This window comes from Leucobacter salsicius M1-8 (genome assembly GCF_000350525.1).
In the GTDB taxonomy this organism is placed as follows: domain Bacteria; phylum Actinomycetota; class Actinomycetes; order Actinomycetales; family Microbacteriaceae; genus Leucobacter; species Leucobacter salsicius.
Genome location: NZ_AOCN01000018.1, coordinates 59,347 through 77,719, shown reverse-complemented (window position 1 = coordinate 77,719; position 18,373 = coordinate 59,347). Strand labels below are relative to the sequence as shown.

Sequence of the window (18,373 nt, the reverse complement as noted above, 5' to 3'; positions counted from 1 at the left end):
TCACCGCATGAAGGAGTTAGGCCATGGACACCGTCAACAACAACGATTCCTACCCGTTCGAACTCAGTGAGAGCGAGTGGCGAGCTCGCCTAAACGACGCCGAATATGCCGTGCTGCGCGAGGCCGCGACCGAGCGACCGGGCACCGGTGCGCTGCTCGATGAGAACCGTGCCGGCCTGTATACCTGCCGGGCCTGTGACAACGAACTCTTTCTTGCTGGCACCAAGTTCGACGCCGGCTGCGGCTGGCCGAGCTTCTACGAGAGCGTGCGCGAGGGCGCCGTGGAGCTCATCGAGGACAACACACTCGGCATGACGCGCACCGAAGTGCGCTGCGCCAACTGCGGATCGCACCTCGGCCATGTCTTCCCCGACGGATTCGGCACGCCCACCGGCGACCGCTACTGCATGAACTCGGTCGCGCTCGGGTTCACCCCCGAGGACGACGCGTGACCACCGCGCTCGAAGCCCTCGAGCTGCGCCGCTCACATTCCAAGCTCGTTGATCCGGCACCTTCACCGGAGCAGCTCGCCCCGCTCGTCGCCGCAATGACCAGCGTCGCCGACCACTCGGGGCTGCGACCTTGGCGCCTCATCGAGATGCGCGGTGACGCGCGTACGATTCTGGGTGAAGCCCTGGCGGATGCGGCAGAAAAGCCCGATAAGCGCGAGAAGCTCATCAAGAAGGCCGAGCGCGCGCCGCTCGTTCTCGCGGTCGTCGTGAGCCCCCGCAAGAGCGACAAGGTGCCGCTGTGGGAGCAGGAGGCCGTCGCCTCGGGCGTCGCACATCTGCTCTCACTGCTGCTCGACGAGGCTGGTTGGGGCGTCATTTGGCGCACCGGATCGCACACCCGCAGCGCGGCTGTGCACCGGGCTCACCAGCTGGGAGAGCACGAGTATTTGCTCGGATGGCTCTACATCGGCTCGGTGCCGGATCAGGATCGCCGTGCCAAGCCGCGCAAGCCGCTCGATCTACCGAAGCACCTCTCAGCGCTCTAACTTCTTCACGCATGTCGCCCAACCCCCGGCATTTTTGTAGGGTCCTCGCCAAAGAAACTCGCGAAACTTTGTACCGGGAAGGGCTCTTTTTCGGTCTTCAATGTCGGTGGCATGGGCTGTACTGAGAACATGTCAGCGCAGACTCCGGGCCCAGATCCCCACACCCCATGGGGTGAGGACAAAGGTGCGCCGAGGCAGGATGCCGAGGGCTATTTCATCGCGGGGGTTGGCGTCACGGTCGTCGAAGAAATCACGCTGCGCCAGCGAGCACTCGATCGCGACCGCCTAGATGAGTACGCCTGTTTGGTTATCGCGGCGATGAACGTTTCGACGTCGGTAGAACTCGCGTTCCGCTCCCTCCGCGCGGAGCTCGCCGCGGCGCTGCACCTGAGTGAGTATGCCATCGAGCGCGAGCTTGATATCGCCCACACCCTCGCGACCCGGTACGCGGGCGCACGCGAGGCGTTGGGAGCCGGGCTGATCGATTTGGATCATGTGAAGGTCATTTGCGACGCCGGTGCAGTCATCGGCAGCAACGACGATGCCCTCCTCAATCACGCCCTGTATGAAGAAGCAGTTCTGACTTATGCGGTTGATGAATCCCCGGGGCGGTTGCGGCCCATTGCGAAGCGCCTCGCCGAGCAGTTTGCCGAGATTTCCCTCGAGGAACGTCACGAAGTGGCACGGCGCAAGCGGCGAGTAGTGGTCTATCCAGGTGAAGATGGAATGGCAGAGGTCAGCGCGACCCTACCGGCAGAGCTCGCCTACGCCATCCGTGATCGCATTCAGCGCATCGCCAAGGAGGTGTGGCGCGCAGAACCTGCAGCCCCCAAGGACGCGTCATCTGCTGCAGCTCCCGCAGGCGCTGGAGAGTCAGGCATAGATACGGGAGGCGGGCTGTCAGCAGAGCCGCGCACCCTGGACGAGGTCCGGGCAGATATGTTCGCTGAGATCCTACTCACGGGCAACCCCTATACAAGTCTGGAGCTCGGCGCAGCCAGCCCCTCGAGGTTCGCTACCCCCGGATTCTTTGCGCACCTGCAGATCACCATTCCGGTAGAAGCACTCACTGGCACAGCTGCGGCATCCGGCACAATGCCTGATCCCGGATCGCGAGCGACCCCGGTGACCGATCCCAGGACGGGTCCTCGACCGGTGAGCGAGCTCGCCGGATACGGTCCGATCTCCACCCGGATCGCCGCAGAGCTCCTAGAGACCTCGCGCGATATCTACCGCGTCAACCACGACCGCACCGGCCAGGTGCTACAGATCGAACGATACGCACCGACGAAGCAGATGCGCCGGCTTCTCGAGGCCCGCGATCAACACTGCCGCTTTCCCGGCTGCACCCGAGTGCCATTGAGCTGCGAAATCGATCACACGATCGCGTGGCAAGACGGCGGACCAACATCGACCGACAATCTTGAGTGCTTATGCAAAGGTCACCACATCCTCAAGCACCACTCCGCATGGACCCCCGTGCTCGATGAGACCGGCACGGTGCTCTGGACGAGCCCGACGGGAAAGGTTCACGAGGACCGGCCAGCCCGGCGCACCTACCGACGCCCGAAGCCGCCCAGTCGCCCGGACTGCCCCGATCGACCGGATCGCCCGGATCGCCCAGATCGCCCAGATCGCCCAGATCAGGGTAGTTCGCCGCCGCGGCCCCGCGGGGCCTCAAAGGTTCGCTTCACCGAGGCACCGCATGGTTCAGACGATCACCCATTCTGATCCCAGGCGATCGAACGGCTGAACAGCTGAACAGCTGAACAATTGAACAGGTCAGCTTCGTCGAGACGGGATCGCCGCGGCAACGAGAGCGAGAAGCGCGACTCCCGCGCCAACGAACATGCCAGTGGATACGCCGCCCGCGAGGGGCATTCCCACCTCGAAGAGTACGGCCGCGATGAGTTGCCCCGCGACGTTCGACATGCTCAGCAATAGCACCCCTGCGGTACGCACGAGCATCGCTGCAACGGCAATGAAGATAGTGCCGATCAACCCGCCAAGATAGTGCCAGGGTTCGCTGGGCCAGTGAGTGGGCCAGCCCGAAACCAACACCGACACGGCCGCGAAAGCCACCAGCAGTGCGGTGCCGACCACAAAGTTGATAAACGTCGCGGTGAGCGCGCTCTGCGCTGCGGCGCGCACGAGCCCGTTGACCATTGACTGGGCCGCAACTCCAGCCCCGACAATGACGGGAAATACGACGAGCCAGACGGTTGACCCTGCCCCGCTGCCAACCGACACGATCACTGCTGCAATCGCGAGGCAGGTGCCGATCAGTCGGGGCATCGTGGGATCGATACGCCCACCAGGGCCCAGTCCCGCCTTATCGAGCAGGAGGCCGCCGACCACCTGTCCGGCTACGATGCCGACAGTGAAGAGCGCGAGACCAGTCAGCGGAGCCACCAGGCCCTGGTTCAGTACGAAGAACGCCCCTCCGGCTCCGCCGCAAAGCGCCCACCACGGGAGATGACGAGACCTCACCTCGGAGCGCAACCTCACGAGTCCCCGCCGACCGCGTCGCGAGAACAGCAGCAAGACACTCAAAATGACAAGCCCCGACCCAAACGACACTGCCGCGACAACGAAACCGTTACCGAGCTCTTGGCTCAGCCCGCCGTTGATTCGTGACTGGAGGGCGACGAGCATGCCCGCGAGGCCTGACCCCACGAGCGCTGCCCAGACTCGTAGTTTCTCACGCACCCCACCACCATAGTGGGTGGCAGGGAAGCGAATACCATACACGCTTGTGAGCGCGGGAAGCCGGTGGAGCGAAGCTTCACCGATATCGGTTCACTGTCCGATGGGCTGCGCAATGAGCGAAGCGAATGGAGCCGCCTATCGGACTCGAACCGATCACCTGCAGTTTACAAGGCTGCTGCTCTACCAGATGAGCTAAGGCGGCAAGTTGGGTGGCCATCGAAATGACCACCCACACGATCTTACTCTGTTGCGGTCGACTTCTTAGAATCCGACTTCTTCGAGTCGGACTTCTGCTCGAACTCGCCCTTGACCTTTAGGAGGTAAGTCTCGAGATCCCCGTCAACGTTCTGGTTCCACTGCTTGCCGTTCACGATCACGGTGGGCGTGGAGACGATCCGCTGAGGACCTTCGGGCTGCGGGTTCACTCCGTCAGAGCTGAGCATGAACTCGCCCTTTGCGAGACCCTGCACGCCCACTTCGCTGACCTGCTTCCAGTTACCGTCGATGAAGCTCGCAAACGTGCGGTTCTTGACGCACTGCTTCAGCTCGGTCGTGAGCTCGGCTCCGGCTTCCTCTGCCTGCTGGAGCAGCTGGTCGTCGGTGAGGCCGGTCGTACCCTCAGCAGGCTGCACCTCTGCGCTGAGCAGACGGTTGTGCAGCTTGAATGCAACGTCGGGCTGTTCCTCAACCACGCAGCTGAACAGGTTCGCCGCGCGAGTCGAGTACTTCGTACCGAGCGACGTGCCGTCGAGGAAGTTGATGGGGTACACCTGCAGGTTGATGTCGCCCGCACCCACGTAGTTCTCGAGCATCGTGCCGTACTGCTGCTCAAATGCACCACAAGCGGGGCACATGTAGTCAACGTACGTCGTCACGTCGAGGGGCAGCTGCTTGCGATCGACCGCAGGAGCCTCGCGTGCCTCATCCGACTGCAGTGCAGGCGTCTCGACAACCTTGAGGTCCTTCGTGAAGACCGCGCCACCCGAAGCCATGTTCTGGGGGCCAGGGCCCGCGGGCTTCATGGTCTGCGTGAGCACGAGACCCACGATGGCGAGCACTGCGAGCACACCGAGCACGATGCCACCCTGCAGAAACAGGCGGTTGCGCTTCTCGCGCTTCTTCTCCTGCTCGCGTGCGGCTCGGGCCTGCTCGCGTGCCTGCGAGCGACGTTCGTTCTTGGTGGGGCGTGAGTTTGATTCGTTTACCATATGGTTCTCCCAGGTTGACCCGCTTGCGCGGGAACTCAGTTTCTAGGCTCGTGCCCTACTTCTTCTTGTTTGCGCGACGATCTGCGCGGTTCTGAGGCTCAGCCTGCGAGTCGTTAGATGCGTCCACCTGCTGGCCGAAGGAGCCGCGCTTCTTAGCCGCTGCCGGCTTGTTAGAGCTGGCACCGCTTTCGGCGGGAGCACCGTCTTCGTCAGGAGCGGTGTAGCTCAGCTTGGACTGATCCGGCCCCGTCTGCTCTTCGAGCCCGCCACCCTCGAGGTGCACATGATCCTGCGGGCCTTCGGCCGGGCGCACCTTCACCTCGAGGTTGTAGAGCAGCCCCATGGACTCCTCCTTGATCTGGCCCATCATGCCCTCGAACATGGTGAAGCCTTCACGCTGGTACTCAACGAGCGGATCGCGCTGCGCCATCGCGCGCAGGCCGATGCCCTCCTTGAGGTACTCCATCTCGTAGAGGTGGTCGCGCCAGCGGCGATCGATCGTTGCGAGCACCACGCGGCGCTCGAGCTCGCGCATCGCTTCTTCACCGAGTGCCTCTTCACGGGCGGCGTAGGCCACCTCGGCGTCAGACAGAATCTCAGCGCGCAGGAATGCCTTGTCGACACGGCTTGTTCCGGCCTCAGCGAGCAGCTCGTCGACGGTGATGCCGACGGGGTAGACCTGCTTCAGGTCGGTCCAGAGCGCATCGAAATCCCACTCTTCGCCAACACCGTGCGAATCGAGGATTGCATCGATGGTCGACTCGCGGAACGACGAGATGCGGCTCTCGATCTCTTCACCGTCAAGGATCTGCTGGCGGTCGCCGTAGATCGACTTGCGCTGACGATCGAGCACGTCGTCATACTTCAGAACGTTCTTGCGGATCTCGGCGTTCCGCGCCTCGACCTGGCTCTGTGCGCTCTGAATGGCGCGCGTCACAACCTTCGACTCGATCGCAAGGTCGTCGGGGAAGCTGTCGCGGTTCATCAGAGCGGCAGCGGCACCCGAGTTGAACAGGCGCATCAGGTCATCAGCGAGCGACAGGTAGAACCGACTCTCGCCGGGGTCACCCTGACGGCCCGAACGACCGCGCAACTGGTTGTCGATACGACGCGACTCGTGGCGCTCAGTGCCGAGCACGTAGAGACCGCCAGCAGCAGCAACCTTGTCGGACTCCTCGCCCACGGTCGCCTTGACCGCAGCAAAAACGTCGTCCCAGGCTGCCTCGTAAGCATCGGGATCTTCTTCGGTCGAGAGACCGCGTGCAGCCATCTCCTGCACCGCAAGGAACTCAGCGTTGCCGCCGAGCATGATGTCGGTACCGCGGCCAGCCATGTTGGTGGCGACGGTGACGCTGCCCAGGCGACCGGCCTGTGCAATGATCGCGGCTTCACGTGCGTGGTTCTTGGCGTTCAGCACCTCGTGACGCACGCCGGCCTTTGCGAGCAGACGCGAGAGGTACTCACTCTTCTCGACGCTCGTGGTGCCGACGAGCACGGGCTGACCCTTTTCGTGGCGCTCGGCAATGTCGTCAACCGCTGCCTGGAACTTCGCCTGTTCGTTCTTGAACACGAAGTCGGACTGGTCTTTGCGCTGCATCGTGCGGTTCGTCGGAATGGGAACGACACCGAGCTTGTAGGTCGACATGAACTCGCCGGCCTCGGTTTCAGCGGTACCCGTCATACCCGAGAGCTTCTCGTAGAGGCGGAAGTAGTTCTGCAGGGTCACAGTGGCGAGCATCTGGTTCTCTGCCTTGACCTGCACGCCCTCCTTCGCCTCAATGGCCTGGTGCATGCCCTCGTTGTAGCGACGACCGGCGAGGATACGACCGGTGTGCTCATCAACGATCATGACGTCGCCGTTGAGCACGACGTAGTCCTTGTCACGGGTGAACAGCGCGTTCGCCTTGATCGAGTTGTTCAAGAACGAGATCAGCGGGGTGTTGACCGACTCGTACAGGTTATGGATACCGAGGTAGTCCTCAACCTTTTCGATGCCGGGCTCGAGCACGCCAATGGTGCGCTTCTTCTCGTCGACCTCATAGTCAACGCCGGGCTTCAGCTTCTTCGCGATACGCGCAAACTCGCCAAACCAACGGTTCGCGTCGCCCGAGGCAGGGCCAGAGATGATGAGCGGGGTACGTGCCTCGTCGATCAGGATCGAGTCGACCTCATCGATGATGGCGAAGAAGTGGCCCCGCTGCACGCGCTCCTCAGCCGACGAAGCCATGTTGTCGCGCAGGTAGTCGAAGCCGAATTCGTTGTTCGTGCCATAGGTGATGTCGGCCTCGTACTGCTCACGACGAACCGTGCTGTCCTGGCCCGACACGATGCAACCGGTGGTCATGCCGAGCGCACGGAAGATGCGTCCCATGAGCTCGCTCTGGTAGCTCGCGAGGTAATCGTTCACCGTAATTACGTGCACGCCCTTGCCCGCGAGCGCGTTGAGGTAGGCCGGCATTGTGGCGACCAGCGTCTTGCCCTCACCGGTCTTCATCTCGGAGATGTTGCCGTGGTGCAGGTTCGCTCCACCCATGACCTGCACGTGGAACGGGTGCAGGCCGATCGTGCGGCGTGCTGCCTCGCGCACCGCGGCAAATGCCTCGGGGAGCAGATCGTCTAGGGTCTCGCCTGCTGCGAGACGGTCGCGAAACTCCTGCGTTTCACCGCGTAGCTCCTCGTCGCTTAGATCTGCAAACGACGATTCAAGGTCGGCGACGAGTTTTGCCTGTCGCTCGAGCTTTCGAAGCGTGCGGCCTTCACCGACGCGAAGCAGCTTCTCGAGAACTGTTGCCACGTTGTCACTCCTGTTAGGTTGTGCCCGGGAATCGAGCCGCATCGCAAGGTCACGTTCGTTGCCGAATCGTGACAACACCTCAGCTTAGCAATGCAAAACAGCTGCGCAGCTGGATACGCCCGAATCAGTACAAGTTGCGCCAAGAGTGAAATCTGCAATGAACAACTCGCAAACAACTGCGAATAATAACGAACAACGGGGGTGGCCGCTGGCCACCCCCGTTGTTCCGGCTTCACGCCGGGATGAGTTCTTCGCTAGTCAGTGAGCGAAATCACACCGTAGTTCCAACCCTTGCGGCGGTAGACGACGCTCGGCTTGCCCGACTCGTCCTCGATGAACAGGAAGAAGTCGTGGCCTACGAGTTCCATCTGATCGACGGCATCCTCAATCGCGAGACGCTCCGCGGGGAATTCCTTTGAGCGAATGACCACGGGTGAGTACTGTTCCTCCTCCGCGGCAGCCGCCACAATCGGAACGGCGCCTGTGGCGACGGCCTCCAGCACCTCAAGCGGTGCGGGGGTTACATCGACCATCTCAAAACCAGCGCTGGCGGCGTCGCCCAACGACGTGCGGCCACGGCCACGGCGGTCTGCACGGCGGTCCTTCATGCGGCGGATCCGCTCAAGCACGCGCCCATAGGCCATGTCGAAGGCGGTGTATTTGTCGCCCCCCGCGGACTCTGCGCGAATCACGGGGCCTGGGCCGATCAGCGTGATCTCCACGACATCGCCATTCTGAGGGCTTCGGTCACTCATTCGCGAGACGCGAACTTCGAACTTCTGAGCTTTGGGTAGCAAACCCGCAACCTTTTCAGATTTTGTGCCGACATAGCTCTCGAAACGATCCGTGATACCAACGTTCTTGCCGCGGATGTGCACGTCCATGGTGACCTCCCAGATGACTCAGGCGGGTGGGCCTTGCTAGCGCACCGTTACGCCTTTCCCGAATGCTACTCCACGAAGCGATGCCGGTGCCACCTTAACTATCTTCGGGCGTTCCCTCGTAGGTCACCGCGGCCAGCACGGCCACCGCAACTACCCTTGCACCCGCTGCCGTGAGTGCCCGACGCGCAGCCAAAACGGTCGCCCCGGTCGTCATAATGTCGTCGATCAAAATCACCTCCCGGCCACGCAGCTTGCGGCGATACCCGCTCCGCACCGCGATGCGCGCCGCATTCTCCGCACGTGTCGCGGCATCGAGGCCCACCTGCCCCTGTCTGCCTCGGGTGGATCTGAGCGCACGAACGGGCGTGGCCGGATCCGGAACGCCACCACACGCAACACGCAATGCCGCCTCGACGTGGCGGAACCCGCGCCGACGCACCTGGGCAGCGCGGGAGGGGGCCGCGATGAGCAGTGGGCGCGTGTATGCGTGCGCGATCGCACGCGCGAGCGGGTGCGCGAGCTGCTCGCCCAGGATCCTGGCGAATCCCGCTCGCTCGCCGTGCTTATAGGCGACGATCACGCGGCGCAGCACACCCGCATACGGACCTCGAGCGTACGCGGGCACCCCCGCGAGCGCGCTCGTCACGGTGCTCGGCACAGCATCACGCAGCTCGGCCATGCAGCGCGCACAGAGTTCTCGGTCTGCCGCGCCGCATCCGACGCAGGTGACAGGCCAGACAAGGGCGGCCAGGTCTCTGAGTGCCTCGCGCGCTGCGAGCTCCCCGAACGCGCGGTGAATGCCCGAGCCGTTCGCATGCATACATCAAGCTTGCACGCACCGCAGCTGAAATGGAGGCCGCGCAGCCCATCTGTGGATAACTCGCGATCAACCTCGCTACTGGTCTCAGCCGCGTTTCGCGAGAAGTTGAATGTTGTCGTCGTTGCGCTGCCAGCCTGCAGCCTGGGGAGCAAAGAGCTCCCCCTCGTCGTTCAGCAAGCGCAGGTGTGCTCGGGCGCCCCCGCCCGAGATATGGGTTCCGCCTGATATCGACCCCTGAGCCTCGCTGAACCGACCGGGGCCACCGCTCGTCACCTTTGTGACCAGGCCATCCGCGGAGAGCACCGACAGACGAGAAGACCCCACCCAATCAAAGTCCACGGGCTTGCCCGTGATCCACATCTCGGTGTCGGCTTCATCGGTTGCACGCAGCGGTGCACCGCGCTCATCACGAATCACTCCCCCGACGAGCAGTTGGGCGCCGCCCTCACTTGCGACGAGCGCGGCGATGCGCGACCCGTCGGGTGCCAACCGCACGGCAGCTACATCAAGCCCGGCAAGCCACGGCGCGGTAATCGGCGCGGGCACGTTGTCGCTGCCTCGCGCCTGCAACTGCCCGGCGGCTGTACTCGTCCACAGATACCTAAAAAGATCGATACTCGGGGCCAGCTGATGCGCTCGCCCGTCGGCCAACTGGTTGCCCTGGGCATCGAGCAGCGTGACGCCGTGCTCGTTAAGCACGGCCGCTCGTGCGCCGTCGTTCGACATGCTCACGGCTAACGGGTCCAGCTCGCCGATCCGGTCGCCGTACATCTCGATCGGAGAGAACTCGCCCGCCGCAATCGTGCCGAGTTCGCCGTCGACGAGGACTGCAGGCAGCGAGGCCTCCGTGACGGTTCGCGGCTCCGTTCCCCCGCTCGCCTCACGCAGCGGGGTCCCCTCGACCATCAGTTCAAAGCCGTTTACGCCCGGCACGGACTGCAGGCTCAGCGTGAGCTGGGCACGCACCTCCGCAAGCGCCTGCGGGCTCGCTTCAAGCAATTCCGTCGTCATGTCGATACGGGCACGCCCGTCAACCACCGGCACTGACTTGGAGACGAGCGCGGTGCCCGCCGGGAACCCGCTGTGCAGGCTCCCACGCATGCGCTCCCGGGGGCCCTCCAGCAGCGCGCTAACGATCTCGGTGGGCATCGCGGCTCGCGCAATAAACCAGCGCGTCTGCGGCACCAAAACGTTGCCCGGGCCCACAAAGTAGAGCTGGTTATCTGCCCAGATTGACTTGAATGTGCTCTTGTCAAGGATGATCCCGCTTGGTGCCGAGGATAGACGCCACTGTCCATTGACCCGTTCAAATTCGAACCGCAGATCGGTCGCGGGCCCGGGCTCCACGGGCAGCATCTGTCCCGCGACGTCAATCTTCGCGGTCGCGCTCAGTGACAGCACGCCCGCGGCACTACCGTCGCTCCGATAATTGCGAGCCCCCTCGTCAACCAGCACACCAAAGTATGGATCCCACTGGGCGGCGTAGTCGGTGGTCAAAAACTCGCGGGCCACCGCGTAGTCGTCGACGCTCGAGACCGCGGCAGCTACGAAGCCGCGCACCAGGTCCTCCTGGCTGGCATCAATCACCGGCCCGGTCGCCGTGAATTGGAAGAACTGTTCCGCTTGTTCGAGATCGGTGAGACCGACCTCGACTTTGCCCGAGCCCGGGATCGTGGCGCAGCCCACCAGCATGAGGGCGAGTGACGCTCCGATCGCGAGCGTCACGATCCGGATCCGGGCGCGAAGGTGATGCTTCGGCTGCAGTCGATAGTTGAAATTCACTGCCGTTTGTCCTTCCGAATCAGTCGCGCGGGCCGTCTCAGCCACCGGCTGGTCACCACACGGTCAGTCTCAGTCGAAACGTATCCGTCGGGAATGAGCTGCAGCGGCGAGACGAAGCTGCGCACAGCATCACCGCGCGGCACAGTGAGCCGAAAGTTTGTCCCTTCGCCGGCGCGTGACCAGACCTCGAGGAGACCGCCATGCACTGCGGCGTCCTCCTGCGCGATCGCGAGTCCCAACCCCGTGCCTCCCAGCGTGCGCTTGCGCGATGGGTCTGCACGCCAGAAGCGGTCAAACACGTGCTCTGTTTGCTCTTCGCTCATTCCGATTCCGGAGTCGCGCACGCACACCGCCACGGACGTCGCATTCGAGTCAATGGACACGTGAATCGTCTCACCCTCGCCGTGTTCAATGGCGTTGCCGATCAGGTTCGAGACGATGCGCCGCATACGGCGCGGGTCGACGTCGATGGGCGAGTAGCCACCGGCAGCGTGGACTTCGATCGCACTGGGAGAGAGCGGCCTGAGAGACTCCGTGACCTCTTCGACCAGGCTGACCATGTTCGTGGGTTCGGTTTCGAGCGTCACGTGGCCCGCGTCATAGCGTGAGATCTCAAGCAAGTCCTCGAGCAGCGACTCGAACCGCTCTACCTGGGTGCCAAGCACCTCGATCGCGCGCTGCTGGCCCGGGGCCAGTCCCTGCGTCCCCGCTTCGAGCATCTCGCTCGCGAGCCGGATCGTGGTGAGCGGGGTGCGCAGCTCGTGCGACACGTCGGAGACAAAGCGCTGCTGCATCTCGGAGAGCTGATCGAGCTCCTGAATGCGTGACTGCAGCGTGTCGGCCATGTTGTTGAAGCCCTCTGAAAGCATGTCCAGGTGCACGTCGTTCTGCAGCGGCATACGCGCATTCGCTTCGCCCGCCGCGAGTCGACGGCTCGTGTCCGCGGCCGCTCGAATCGGGCGAAAGACGATGCGTGAAATGATCCACACCAGAATGCCGATGAACGCCATCATTACGGCTGCGGCGACCAGCAGCGTGCGTTGCATGAAGGCGAGCGTTTCTTGAGTGTCAGCGAGGCTGTAACCGATGAACAGATCGTAGTCACCCGCCCCCGCCGGGAACGTCAGCGTGGAAGCGACGATGATGCCCGGGAACGGGACTCCGTCGTCCCCCACAAAGGTGACCGCCTGCCAGAGCTGCGGTTCGTCGCCCGCCACGACCGCCGCAGACAGCTCCGCCGTGACCGCATCAGGGAGCATGTCGTTGGTACGCGAAGCGGCGGGTGCCTCGGGGTAGGCCGGTTGCCCTGGCTGACGCCGGAGGTAGACCATCTGGCTCGAGGACGTGTCTTGCACGGTAGCGCGCACGGTCGCCGACAACGTTGAGAGACTCCCCCGTTCTGACGCATCAATCTGGCCTTGAGCGGCAAGCGTTGCACGCGCCGAGTCTTGGAGCGCCTGGTCTCGACGCGACGAATACAGGTCGTCGCTCAAGCTGGTCACGATGAAGACGCCCGCGATCAGAATGGTGAACCCGGTCACAAGCCCCGTCACCGTCATCGTGCGGAGCATGAGCGACCGGCGCCACTTTGCTCGAAACGGCCCGAGAACCGGCTGCGTGAGGGTGACCCAGCGCAGCCGCAGGCGTCGCAGCGTCCGTCGAAGCCCTGCGCTGTGCGCGGCCACGATGCCTACGTGGTGGGAGCGCCGGCGCGATAGCCTACGCCGCGCACGGTGGAAACGATGGTGGGGCGATCGGGGTCCTGTTCGATCTTCGCGCGCAGCCGCTGCACGTGGACGTTCACGAGCCGGGTGTCTGCCTTGTACTGGTAGCCCCAAACCTTTTCGAGCAGCACCTCACGGGTGAACACCTGCTGCGGTTTGCGCGCCAGGATCGCGAGGAGGTCAAACTCGAGCGGTGTGAGCGAAATCACCATCGAGCCGCGGCGCACCTCGTGCGCGGCAACGTCGATCGTGAGATCCCCAATACGAAGCGTCTCGCTCGCTTCCTGCTGCGGTTCGCGCAGGCGGGCGCGAATGCGGGCGATCAGCTCGGCCGACTTGAACGGCTTGACGACGTAGTCGTCGGCCCCGGCCTCGAGACCGCGCACCACATCACGGGTGTCGGTGCGGGCGGTCAGCATAATGATGGGCACGCCCGACTCTGCGCGAATGCGTTCGCATACCTCGATGCCGTCGAGGCTCGGAAGCATCACGTCAAGCAGAACGAGGTCGGGCAGCATCGTTCGAAAAAGCTCGACCGCCTCCGCACCGTCGGCGGCGTGCTCGGTTAAGAACCCCTCGGCCTGCAATGCCATTGTCAGCATTTCGGCGAGTGCCCTGTCGTCATCAACCACCAAGATGCGCGCGCTCATGGTTCCCATTATGGCCGCTTCGCCTCAAGAATGGGGGCAAGCGGTCGCTGGCGCGGCGAGGCCCGCTGCTAGTAGTGGTCGAATCGACCGGGCAGCAGCTCCCAGGGCTCCCGCCCGAGGTATTCGCAGACTGCCTGGTACACGCAGTGCTGCACGAAGTAGCGCCGGTGCTCGTCGTCATTCACGTGCAGTCCACGCGCCCGCTGTATCGGCATGCGAAACAACATGATCGTGTTTGATGAGCGATCGATCGTGTAGAGCAATGGAAACTTGCTCTCGCCGGTATGAGTGGGAGCTGTCTGAAACCCGACGCGCACCCCGTCGAGCTCCTGCGGAAAGTGAGCCTGCAGCACCTGCACGGCACCACGGGCATCGGTTTCAAAGCGCGCGAACCGACTGTTGGGGTTGGGCAGGCTCGGGCCAGTGATCGACGAACGAATCGGGCGCCGCTCGTGCCGACGACTGACCGACGAACGTGACGCGCCCGCTGCGCCGCTCACGCCGCGCCCCGCAGACCGATTCCGACCAAACATGGGTTCCAGTCTACGCCGCTAGCGGGTGTAGACGGTGAGGGTGCCGTCGCGCTGTGTGGCCGGCAGCACCGGGTAACCGGCGATGTCGGCTCCCTCGAGGTGACGCACGCCAGCGAACACTTCACCGGTAGCCGTCAGAGTGGAGTTGGCCGGCACTGCCACGGAGCGCACCGAGCCCGGCGACAGCTCAGTTGATATCGCTTTGCCCTTCGCATCGGTCACCGTTACCTCGACGGTTCCTTCGCCAGGGTGGGCTACGTAAACGACGCCCTGCCCGACAACCGGCACCGCGACCGTTTCTCCGGCGGTGATCGCGGGAGACGGTGTGAACCACTCATAGTCGTGGTCTGCACCGCGCTCTGCCGATCCGAGCGCAGAGGCGATTACAGGAACGTCCGAGCGAACCTCGATGGCGGCCGAGCCCCTGGGCCACGTCGATACTTTGAGCTCACCCACTGCATCTGGTGCAATCTCAATCACACCGAGGTCGGTGGCGTGACCCTTTCCATCAAGCGCGCGCACCGAGGCGGTCGTGGATTCGCCACCGGGGGCAAACGCACGCACCGTCACCGGGTAGGGGTCGCCCTCACCAGCATCGCTGGGACCTTGATTATCGCCGGCAGAGTTCGCAACGCCAACGATAACCAGCCTGGTGTCGGGGGCGGCCTGCCGGTCGACCGAGGAAACGCCAAAGGAAGTGAGGCCGACGCGGTGGCCGACGCTGAGGGCCGCCGTGACGGGGGCACCGGTACTCGATACGCGCACAGCAAGGCGCGCACGGTCGGGGGCGTAGCCGTTCAGCGAGATCGTCACCTGGGCGCCGGGAGCAACGATCACTCCTGCCGTCTGCACGGCGTCAACCTGCCCGGCCTCGTCAAATGCGGTGACCTGAACCGTTGCGGGCACGCGGCCCGGGTTACCCACGTTGAGCGTGGTCGTCACGCCCAGGTCGGTGGACCCGCCAATCAGCCACTGCTCGTTGAGGGGCTCGGCGCAGGCACTCGCAACGGAGCCTCGCAGCGTCTCCGTGGAGACGTTCTGCAGCTGTGCCGCGGCAAGCGGGTCATCGCCGCCGAACGAGAGCACTTCGGGGAGCCCGGGGCCGCCCGTCAGGCGTGTCAGTTCCCGCGTCTCAGCCTTGTCCCCTGCACGCGCAATGACGGGGGCACCGACCGGCACGGCCACCTCGGGGTGGCTGGGGTCTGCCCCCAGCTCGGCGAAGCCGCCGTCGCAGACGAGCGTGCGCGACGTGTTCTGGGTGGTGTCGGCCGTGAGCACGAGCGGTTTACGCTCCACGGTCGGAACATCAATCGAGCTGACGAGCACTACGGCGGTTGCCGCGACCGCGATCACGAGCGCACCAACGGCGGCCCGGATCCCGACCGTCAGGGGCGTTTTCGGAGAGTTCATGATTTCTTCGTCTCCTGGGTGGCGCGCGGTTGGCGGCGCCGTTGTTCTGGACGCCAGGTGACCTCACCGGTCGGGAGCGCAAGCAGCATCATGCCCAACAGAATGATCACCTGTCCCAACCACAGCGTCTGGCCGCTGATCGAGGTGCCGTCAAGCTTCTTCGAGCTGTCGCCCGTTTCCTCGGCCACAATCTGCTCACCGGTGACCCGCCAGAGCAGCCCCTGGTCGGTGAGACTCGAGTTTGCGAGCGTCGCGTTCTGATCGAACACGCGCTGCAGCTGGGCCCGCTCGGCGTCGTCGCCACCGTGCTGAAGCAGCACGAATCCGACGCGCGCGTCGCCCAAGAGCGCAGACATGTCCTCGCCGCCCTCGCTCGCGAGTCCCGCTGTGAGCGCGGCAATCTCGAGATCGGCGTCGGTCGCCTCGATCGCTTCCGGCGCCGATCGAATCTGGTCCAGCCGGGGGCCGCCACCGACCACGAGTTCCGCCTGCACCGTGTGCGGCGCCTTGGCTGTGATGACGAGCGTGCGCACGCCCGGGTCGGTTTCGCCCGCGGCGCGCACGATGGCGGGCATCTGCGTCGATCCGGCGGCGAATGGCACCTGACCCATCACGAGCTGGCTCCCCAGGGGCAGCACCGCCAGCACAGCACCGATGAGCGCCAGCGAGACGACGGGGGCGGCCGCACGGTATAGCGCCGCAGCACCCATACCGGCAAGGCCCAGCACCGCAAGCCAGTAGACCGTGAGACCCGATCCCGTCCAGAGCGCGACGGTGGTATCGCCCACCGTGACCAGGCGCAGGTGCTCGGCGGCTAGCGCGGTGATCATTCCGAGTCCGCCGGTGAGGGCGAGAAAGACGGTCGACATCACGCGAGCGGTCAACGCGCCGGTAAGTGCAAGGATCGCGATGGGGGCCAGCATCAGCCCGACGAGCAGCGTGGCGGGCGGGCCGCCGAACCCGAGGCTCTCGAGAATCGATCCCCAGCCTTCCAGCCCGAACTGGGGGAAGCTGAGCAGCTGGTGCCACGTCGTTCCTGGCTCGAACGGAAGCGGGACGCCCGGGTCGATGAGCAGGTCCAGGGGACGCCCCTCAACTAGGCACAATACGACCTTGGGCGCGAACAGCACGAGCGGCACGATGGCAGTGGTGAGCACGCGGGCGATGCCGCGCACCGAAATCACCAGACCGGCAACCAGCATGACGGCGGCCGCCGGAATGAGAGCTGGAGCAGACGCGAGGGCAACACCCGCGAGCAGCGAGGCGGTACCCGCCCAGCTCCAAGATTCACGACTGCGCGACGCGGCGAGCAGCAGCCACGGCAGCACGATAGCCAGCACGAGGCTGGGGAGTCGGCCCGACGCGATGGCGCCCAGCACGACGGGGCTGAGGGCGAAACCGAGGGAGATGAGCGCGCGACCAGAACGGGATTCGGTGAGGCCGGCGGCCCAGATCCAGGCGCCCAGTGCCGCGAGCGGAATCGCCACGATCAGCAAGAGCACAACGGCGTGCGAGGGGTTCCAGAAGGTGAGGGTGCCGAGCACCGCGAGCACCCAGGTAAACGGGTCTGCGGGAACACCGTCGACGATGCGGGTGTTCCACCACAGGTCGCTCAGGTTACTCAGCGGCATCAGGCCGCCGCCCACGAGGTTCGTCTGCGGAAGCGCCCACCAGGTGAGGGCGATGGCCACGACCACCGCGGTGGTCACCACGGCAAGGCCGCCCGAGGAGATGAAGTGAAGCTCGCGCCGCAGCCGCCCGGTTGAGGCCAGCACGGCCTCCCGGTCGATCATGCGCGCGGTGCGCACTGACTTGGGATCGATCCGGAGCCCGCGCAGCGCGCCCCAGCCGACCTTGGAGCTGCGTTTCAGCCGTCGCCGCGAGGCAATCAGCGCGTGCGGCTTAAAGAACACGGAGTACGCGGCAACGAATTCGCCGATCATGTACCCCGGCTGCTCGCGAATCAGGGCCCACAGCACGCGCATGAGGCCGTAGAGCGGCAGGCCCAGCCACGCGAGGAACGCGAGGGGGGCCGGTGCGTAGCTGATGCGGCGGTGCAGAGCCGCTGCTCGCGCCTGGCGATGCGCGGTGCGCATCACGGCGCGGCTGCGGTCGATGCGCGGCCCGGCGACGCCGCTACGGGCGAACCGCACCCGGGCCTCGGGCGCGACCTCTACGCGGTGGCCCGCCAGCCTCGCGCGCACACAAAAGTCGAGACCGTCGTCATACACGGGCAGTGCCGGATCAAATCCGCCGAGCTCCTGCCAGACGTCGCGACGCACCAGCATGCCGACGGGGCCCACGCCCAGCACGTCCTGCATGTGGTCATACTGCTGCTGATCGAGCTCCTGACGGCGCAGGGTCCAGCGCGCACCGTATCGGGTGAGGCTCTGCCCCAGTTCGATGATCCGGTCGGGGGCATCCCAGTCGACAAGCTTGGGGCCGGCAACAACAACCGAGGGGGCACGTTGTACTCGGCCGAGCATGCTCGACAGTGCTTCGGGCTCGGGGCACGAGTCTTCGCTCAAGAACCAGAGCCACTCGGACTCCCCCTCGACGGCCTCGGCAGCCTGGGCGATGGCCTTACCGAAGGACACCCGTTGGGAGATGCCGATCACCCGGTCGGCGCCGCTCTCGAGCAGCTGCGCGGCAAGTTCATCACCGCCGCCATTGTTGACAGCAATGATTGCTGCGGGGGCCGCGTCTTGCGCGGCTATCCCAGCAATGGTTTCGTCGAGCCATGTACCGCCCCGCTGGGCGACCAGAATGGCGGTTACTCTCGTGCGCATGTCGCGCCCAGTCTATGCGGGCGAGGGTGTACATGCCCTGAAGCCATGCCGGTCAGGCAAACGGTCAGGTGAT

General features: G+C 64.6%; 14 protein-coding genes and 1 tRNA gene. 3 read left to right on the top strand and 12 right to left on the bottom strand.

Annotated elements, in window-relative coordinates:
* The first annotated feature begins 23 nt into the window (after positions 1-23).
* The 3 genes from msrB (at position 24) to C795_RS15500 (ending at position 2,728) form a co-directional block, all read left to right on the top strand.
* Positions 24-452, top strand: coding sequence for a peptide-methionine (R)-S-oxide reductase MsrB (gene msrB / locus C795_RS0107685; protein WP_017793176.1), 429 nt, complete (start codon positions 24-26; stop codon positions 450-452).
* Positions 449-997, top strand: a complete 549-nt coding sequence (locus tag C795_RS0107680) for a nitroreductase family protein (protein ID WP_017793175.1) — start codon at positions 449-451, stop codon at positions 995-997. Before msrB ends, C795_RS0107680 begins: the two co-directional genes overlap by 4 nt.
* A 129-nt stretch (positions 998-1,126) precedes the next feature.
* Positions 1,127-2,728 carry an HNH endonuclease signature motif containing protein gene (locus C795_RS15500; RefSeq protein WP_017793174.1) on the top strand — a complete coding sequence of 534 codons (1,602 nt, stop codon included), beginning with the start codon at positions 1,127-1,129 and terminating at the stop codon, positions 2,726-2,728.
* A gap of 51 nt (positions 2,729-2,779) precedes the next feature.
* Here C795_RS15500 and C795_RS0107670 read toward each other — a convergent pair whose 3' ends face one another.
* The 12 genes from C795_RS0107670 to C795_RS0107615 all read right to left on the bottom strand — a co-directional run bounded on the left by C795_RS0107670 (position 2,780) and on the right by C795_RS0107615 (position 18,300).
* A complete protein-coding gene (locus C795_RS0107670; RefSeq protein ID WP_017793173.1) occupies positions 2,780-3,706 on the bottom strand; it encodes a DMT family transporter in 927 nt (308 codons plus the stop codon).
* A 126-nt stretch (positions 3,707-3,832) separates the two neighbouring features.
* Positions 3,833-3,908: transfer RNA gene (locus tag C795_RS0107665), tRNA-Thr, on the bottom strand.
* A gap of 37 nt (positions 3,909-3,945) precedes the next feature.
* Positions 3,946-4,914 (bottom strand): DsbA family protein, encoded by a 969-nt coding sequence (locus C795_RS0107660; protein ID WP_017793172.1) that lies wholly within the window; start codon positions 4,912-4,914, stop codon positions 3,946-3,948.
* A 55-nt stretch (positions 4,915-4,969) separates the two neighbouring features.
* On the bottom strand, positions 4,970-7,708 hold the full coding sequence (gene secA, locus C795_RS0107655; RefSeq protein WP_017793171.1) for a preprotein translocase subunit SecA: 2,739 nt from the start codon (positions 7,706-7,708) through the stop codon (positions 4,970-4,972).
* 254 nt (positions 7,709-7,962) lie between these two features.
* Positions 7,963-8,592, bottom strand: a complete 630-nt coding sequence (gene hpf / locus C795_RS0107650) for a ribosome hibernation-promoting factor, HPF/YfiA family (protein WP_017793170.1) — start codon at positions 8,590-8,592, stop codon at positions 7,963-7,965.
* A gap of 94 nt (positions 8,593-8,686) precedes the next feature.
* Positions 8,687-9,412 (bottom strand): ComF family protein, encoded by a 726-nt coding sequence (locus tag C795_RS15495; protein WP_017793169.1) that lies wholly within the window; start codon positions 9,410-9,412, stop codon positions 8,687-8,689.
* Positions 9,413-9,496: 84 nt separating this feature from the next.
* Positions 9,497-11,194: a GerMN domain-containing protein gene (locus tag C795_RS0107640; protein ID WP_017793168.1), complete on the bottom strand. Its 1,698-nt coding sequence runs from the start codon at positions 11,192-11,194 to the stop codon at positions 9,497-9,499.
* On the bottom strand, positions 11,191-12,879 hold the full coding sequence (gene mtrB, locus C795_RS0107635) for an MtrAB system histidine kinase MtrB (RefSeq protein ID WP_017793167.1): 1,689 nt from the start codon (positions 12,877-12,879) through the stop codon (positions 11,191-11,193). The genes C795_RS0107640 and mtrB overlap by 4 nt, the downstream gene beginning before the upstream one ends.
* A 5-nt stretch (positions 12,880-12,884) precedes the next feature.
* Positions 12,885-13,568: an MtrAB system response regulator MtrA gene (gene mtrA, locus C795_RS0107630; RefSeq protein WP_026139527.1), complete on the bottom strand. Its 684-nt coding sequence runs from the start codon at positions 13,566-13,568 to the stop codon at positions 12,885-12,887.
* Positions 13,569-13,636: 68 nt separating this feature from the next.
* Positions 13,637-14,101 (bottom strand): metallopeptidase family protein, encoded by a 465-nt coding sequence (locus tag C795_RS0107625; RefSeq protein WP_017793165.1) that lies wholly within the window; start codon positions 14,099-14,101, stop codon positions 13,637-13,639.
* Between the two features lie 18 nt (positions 14,102-14,119).
* A complete protein-coding gene (locus tag C795_RS0107620; RefSeq protein WP_017793164.1) occupies positions 14,120-15,511 on the bottom strand; it encodes a DUF5719 family protein in 1,392 nt (463 codons plus the stop codon).
* A complete protein-coding gene (locus C795_RS0107615; protein ID WP_017793163.1) occupies positions 15,508-18,300 on the bottom strand; it encodes a glycosyltransferase in 2,793 nt (930 codons plus the stop codon). The genes C795_RS0107620 and C795_RS0107615 overlap by 4 nt, the downstream gene beginning before the upstream one ends.
* Positions 18,301-18,373 lie beyond the last annotated feature (73 nt).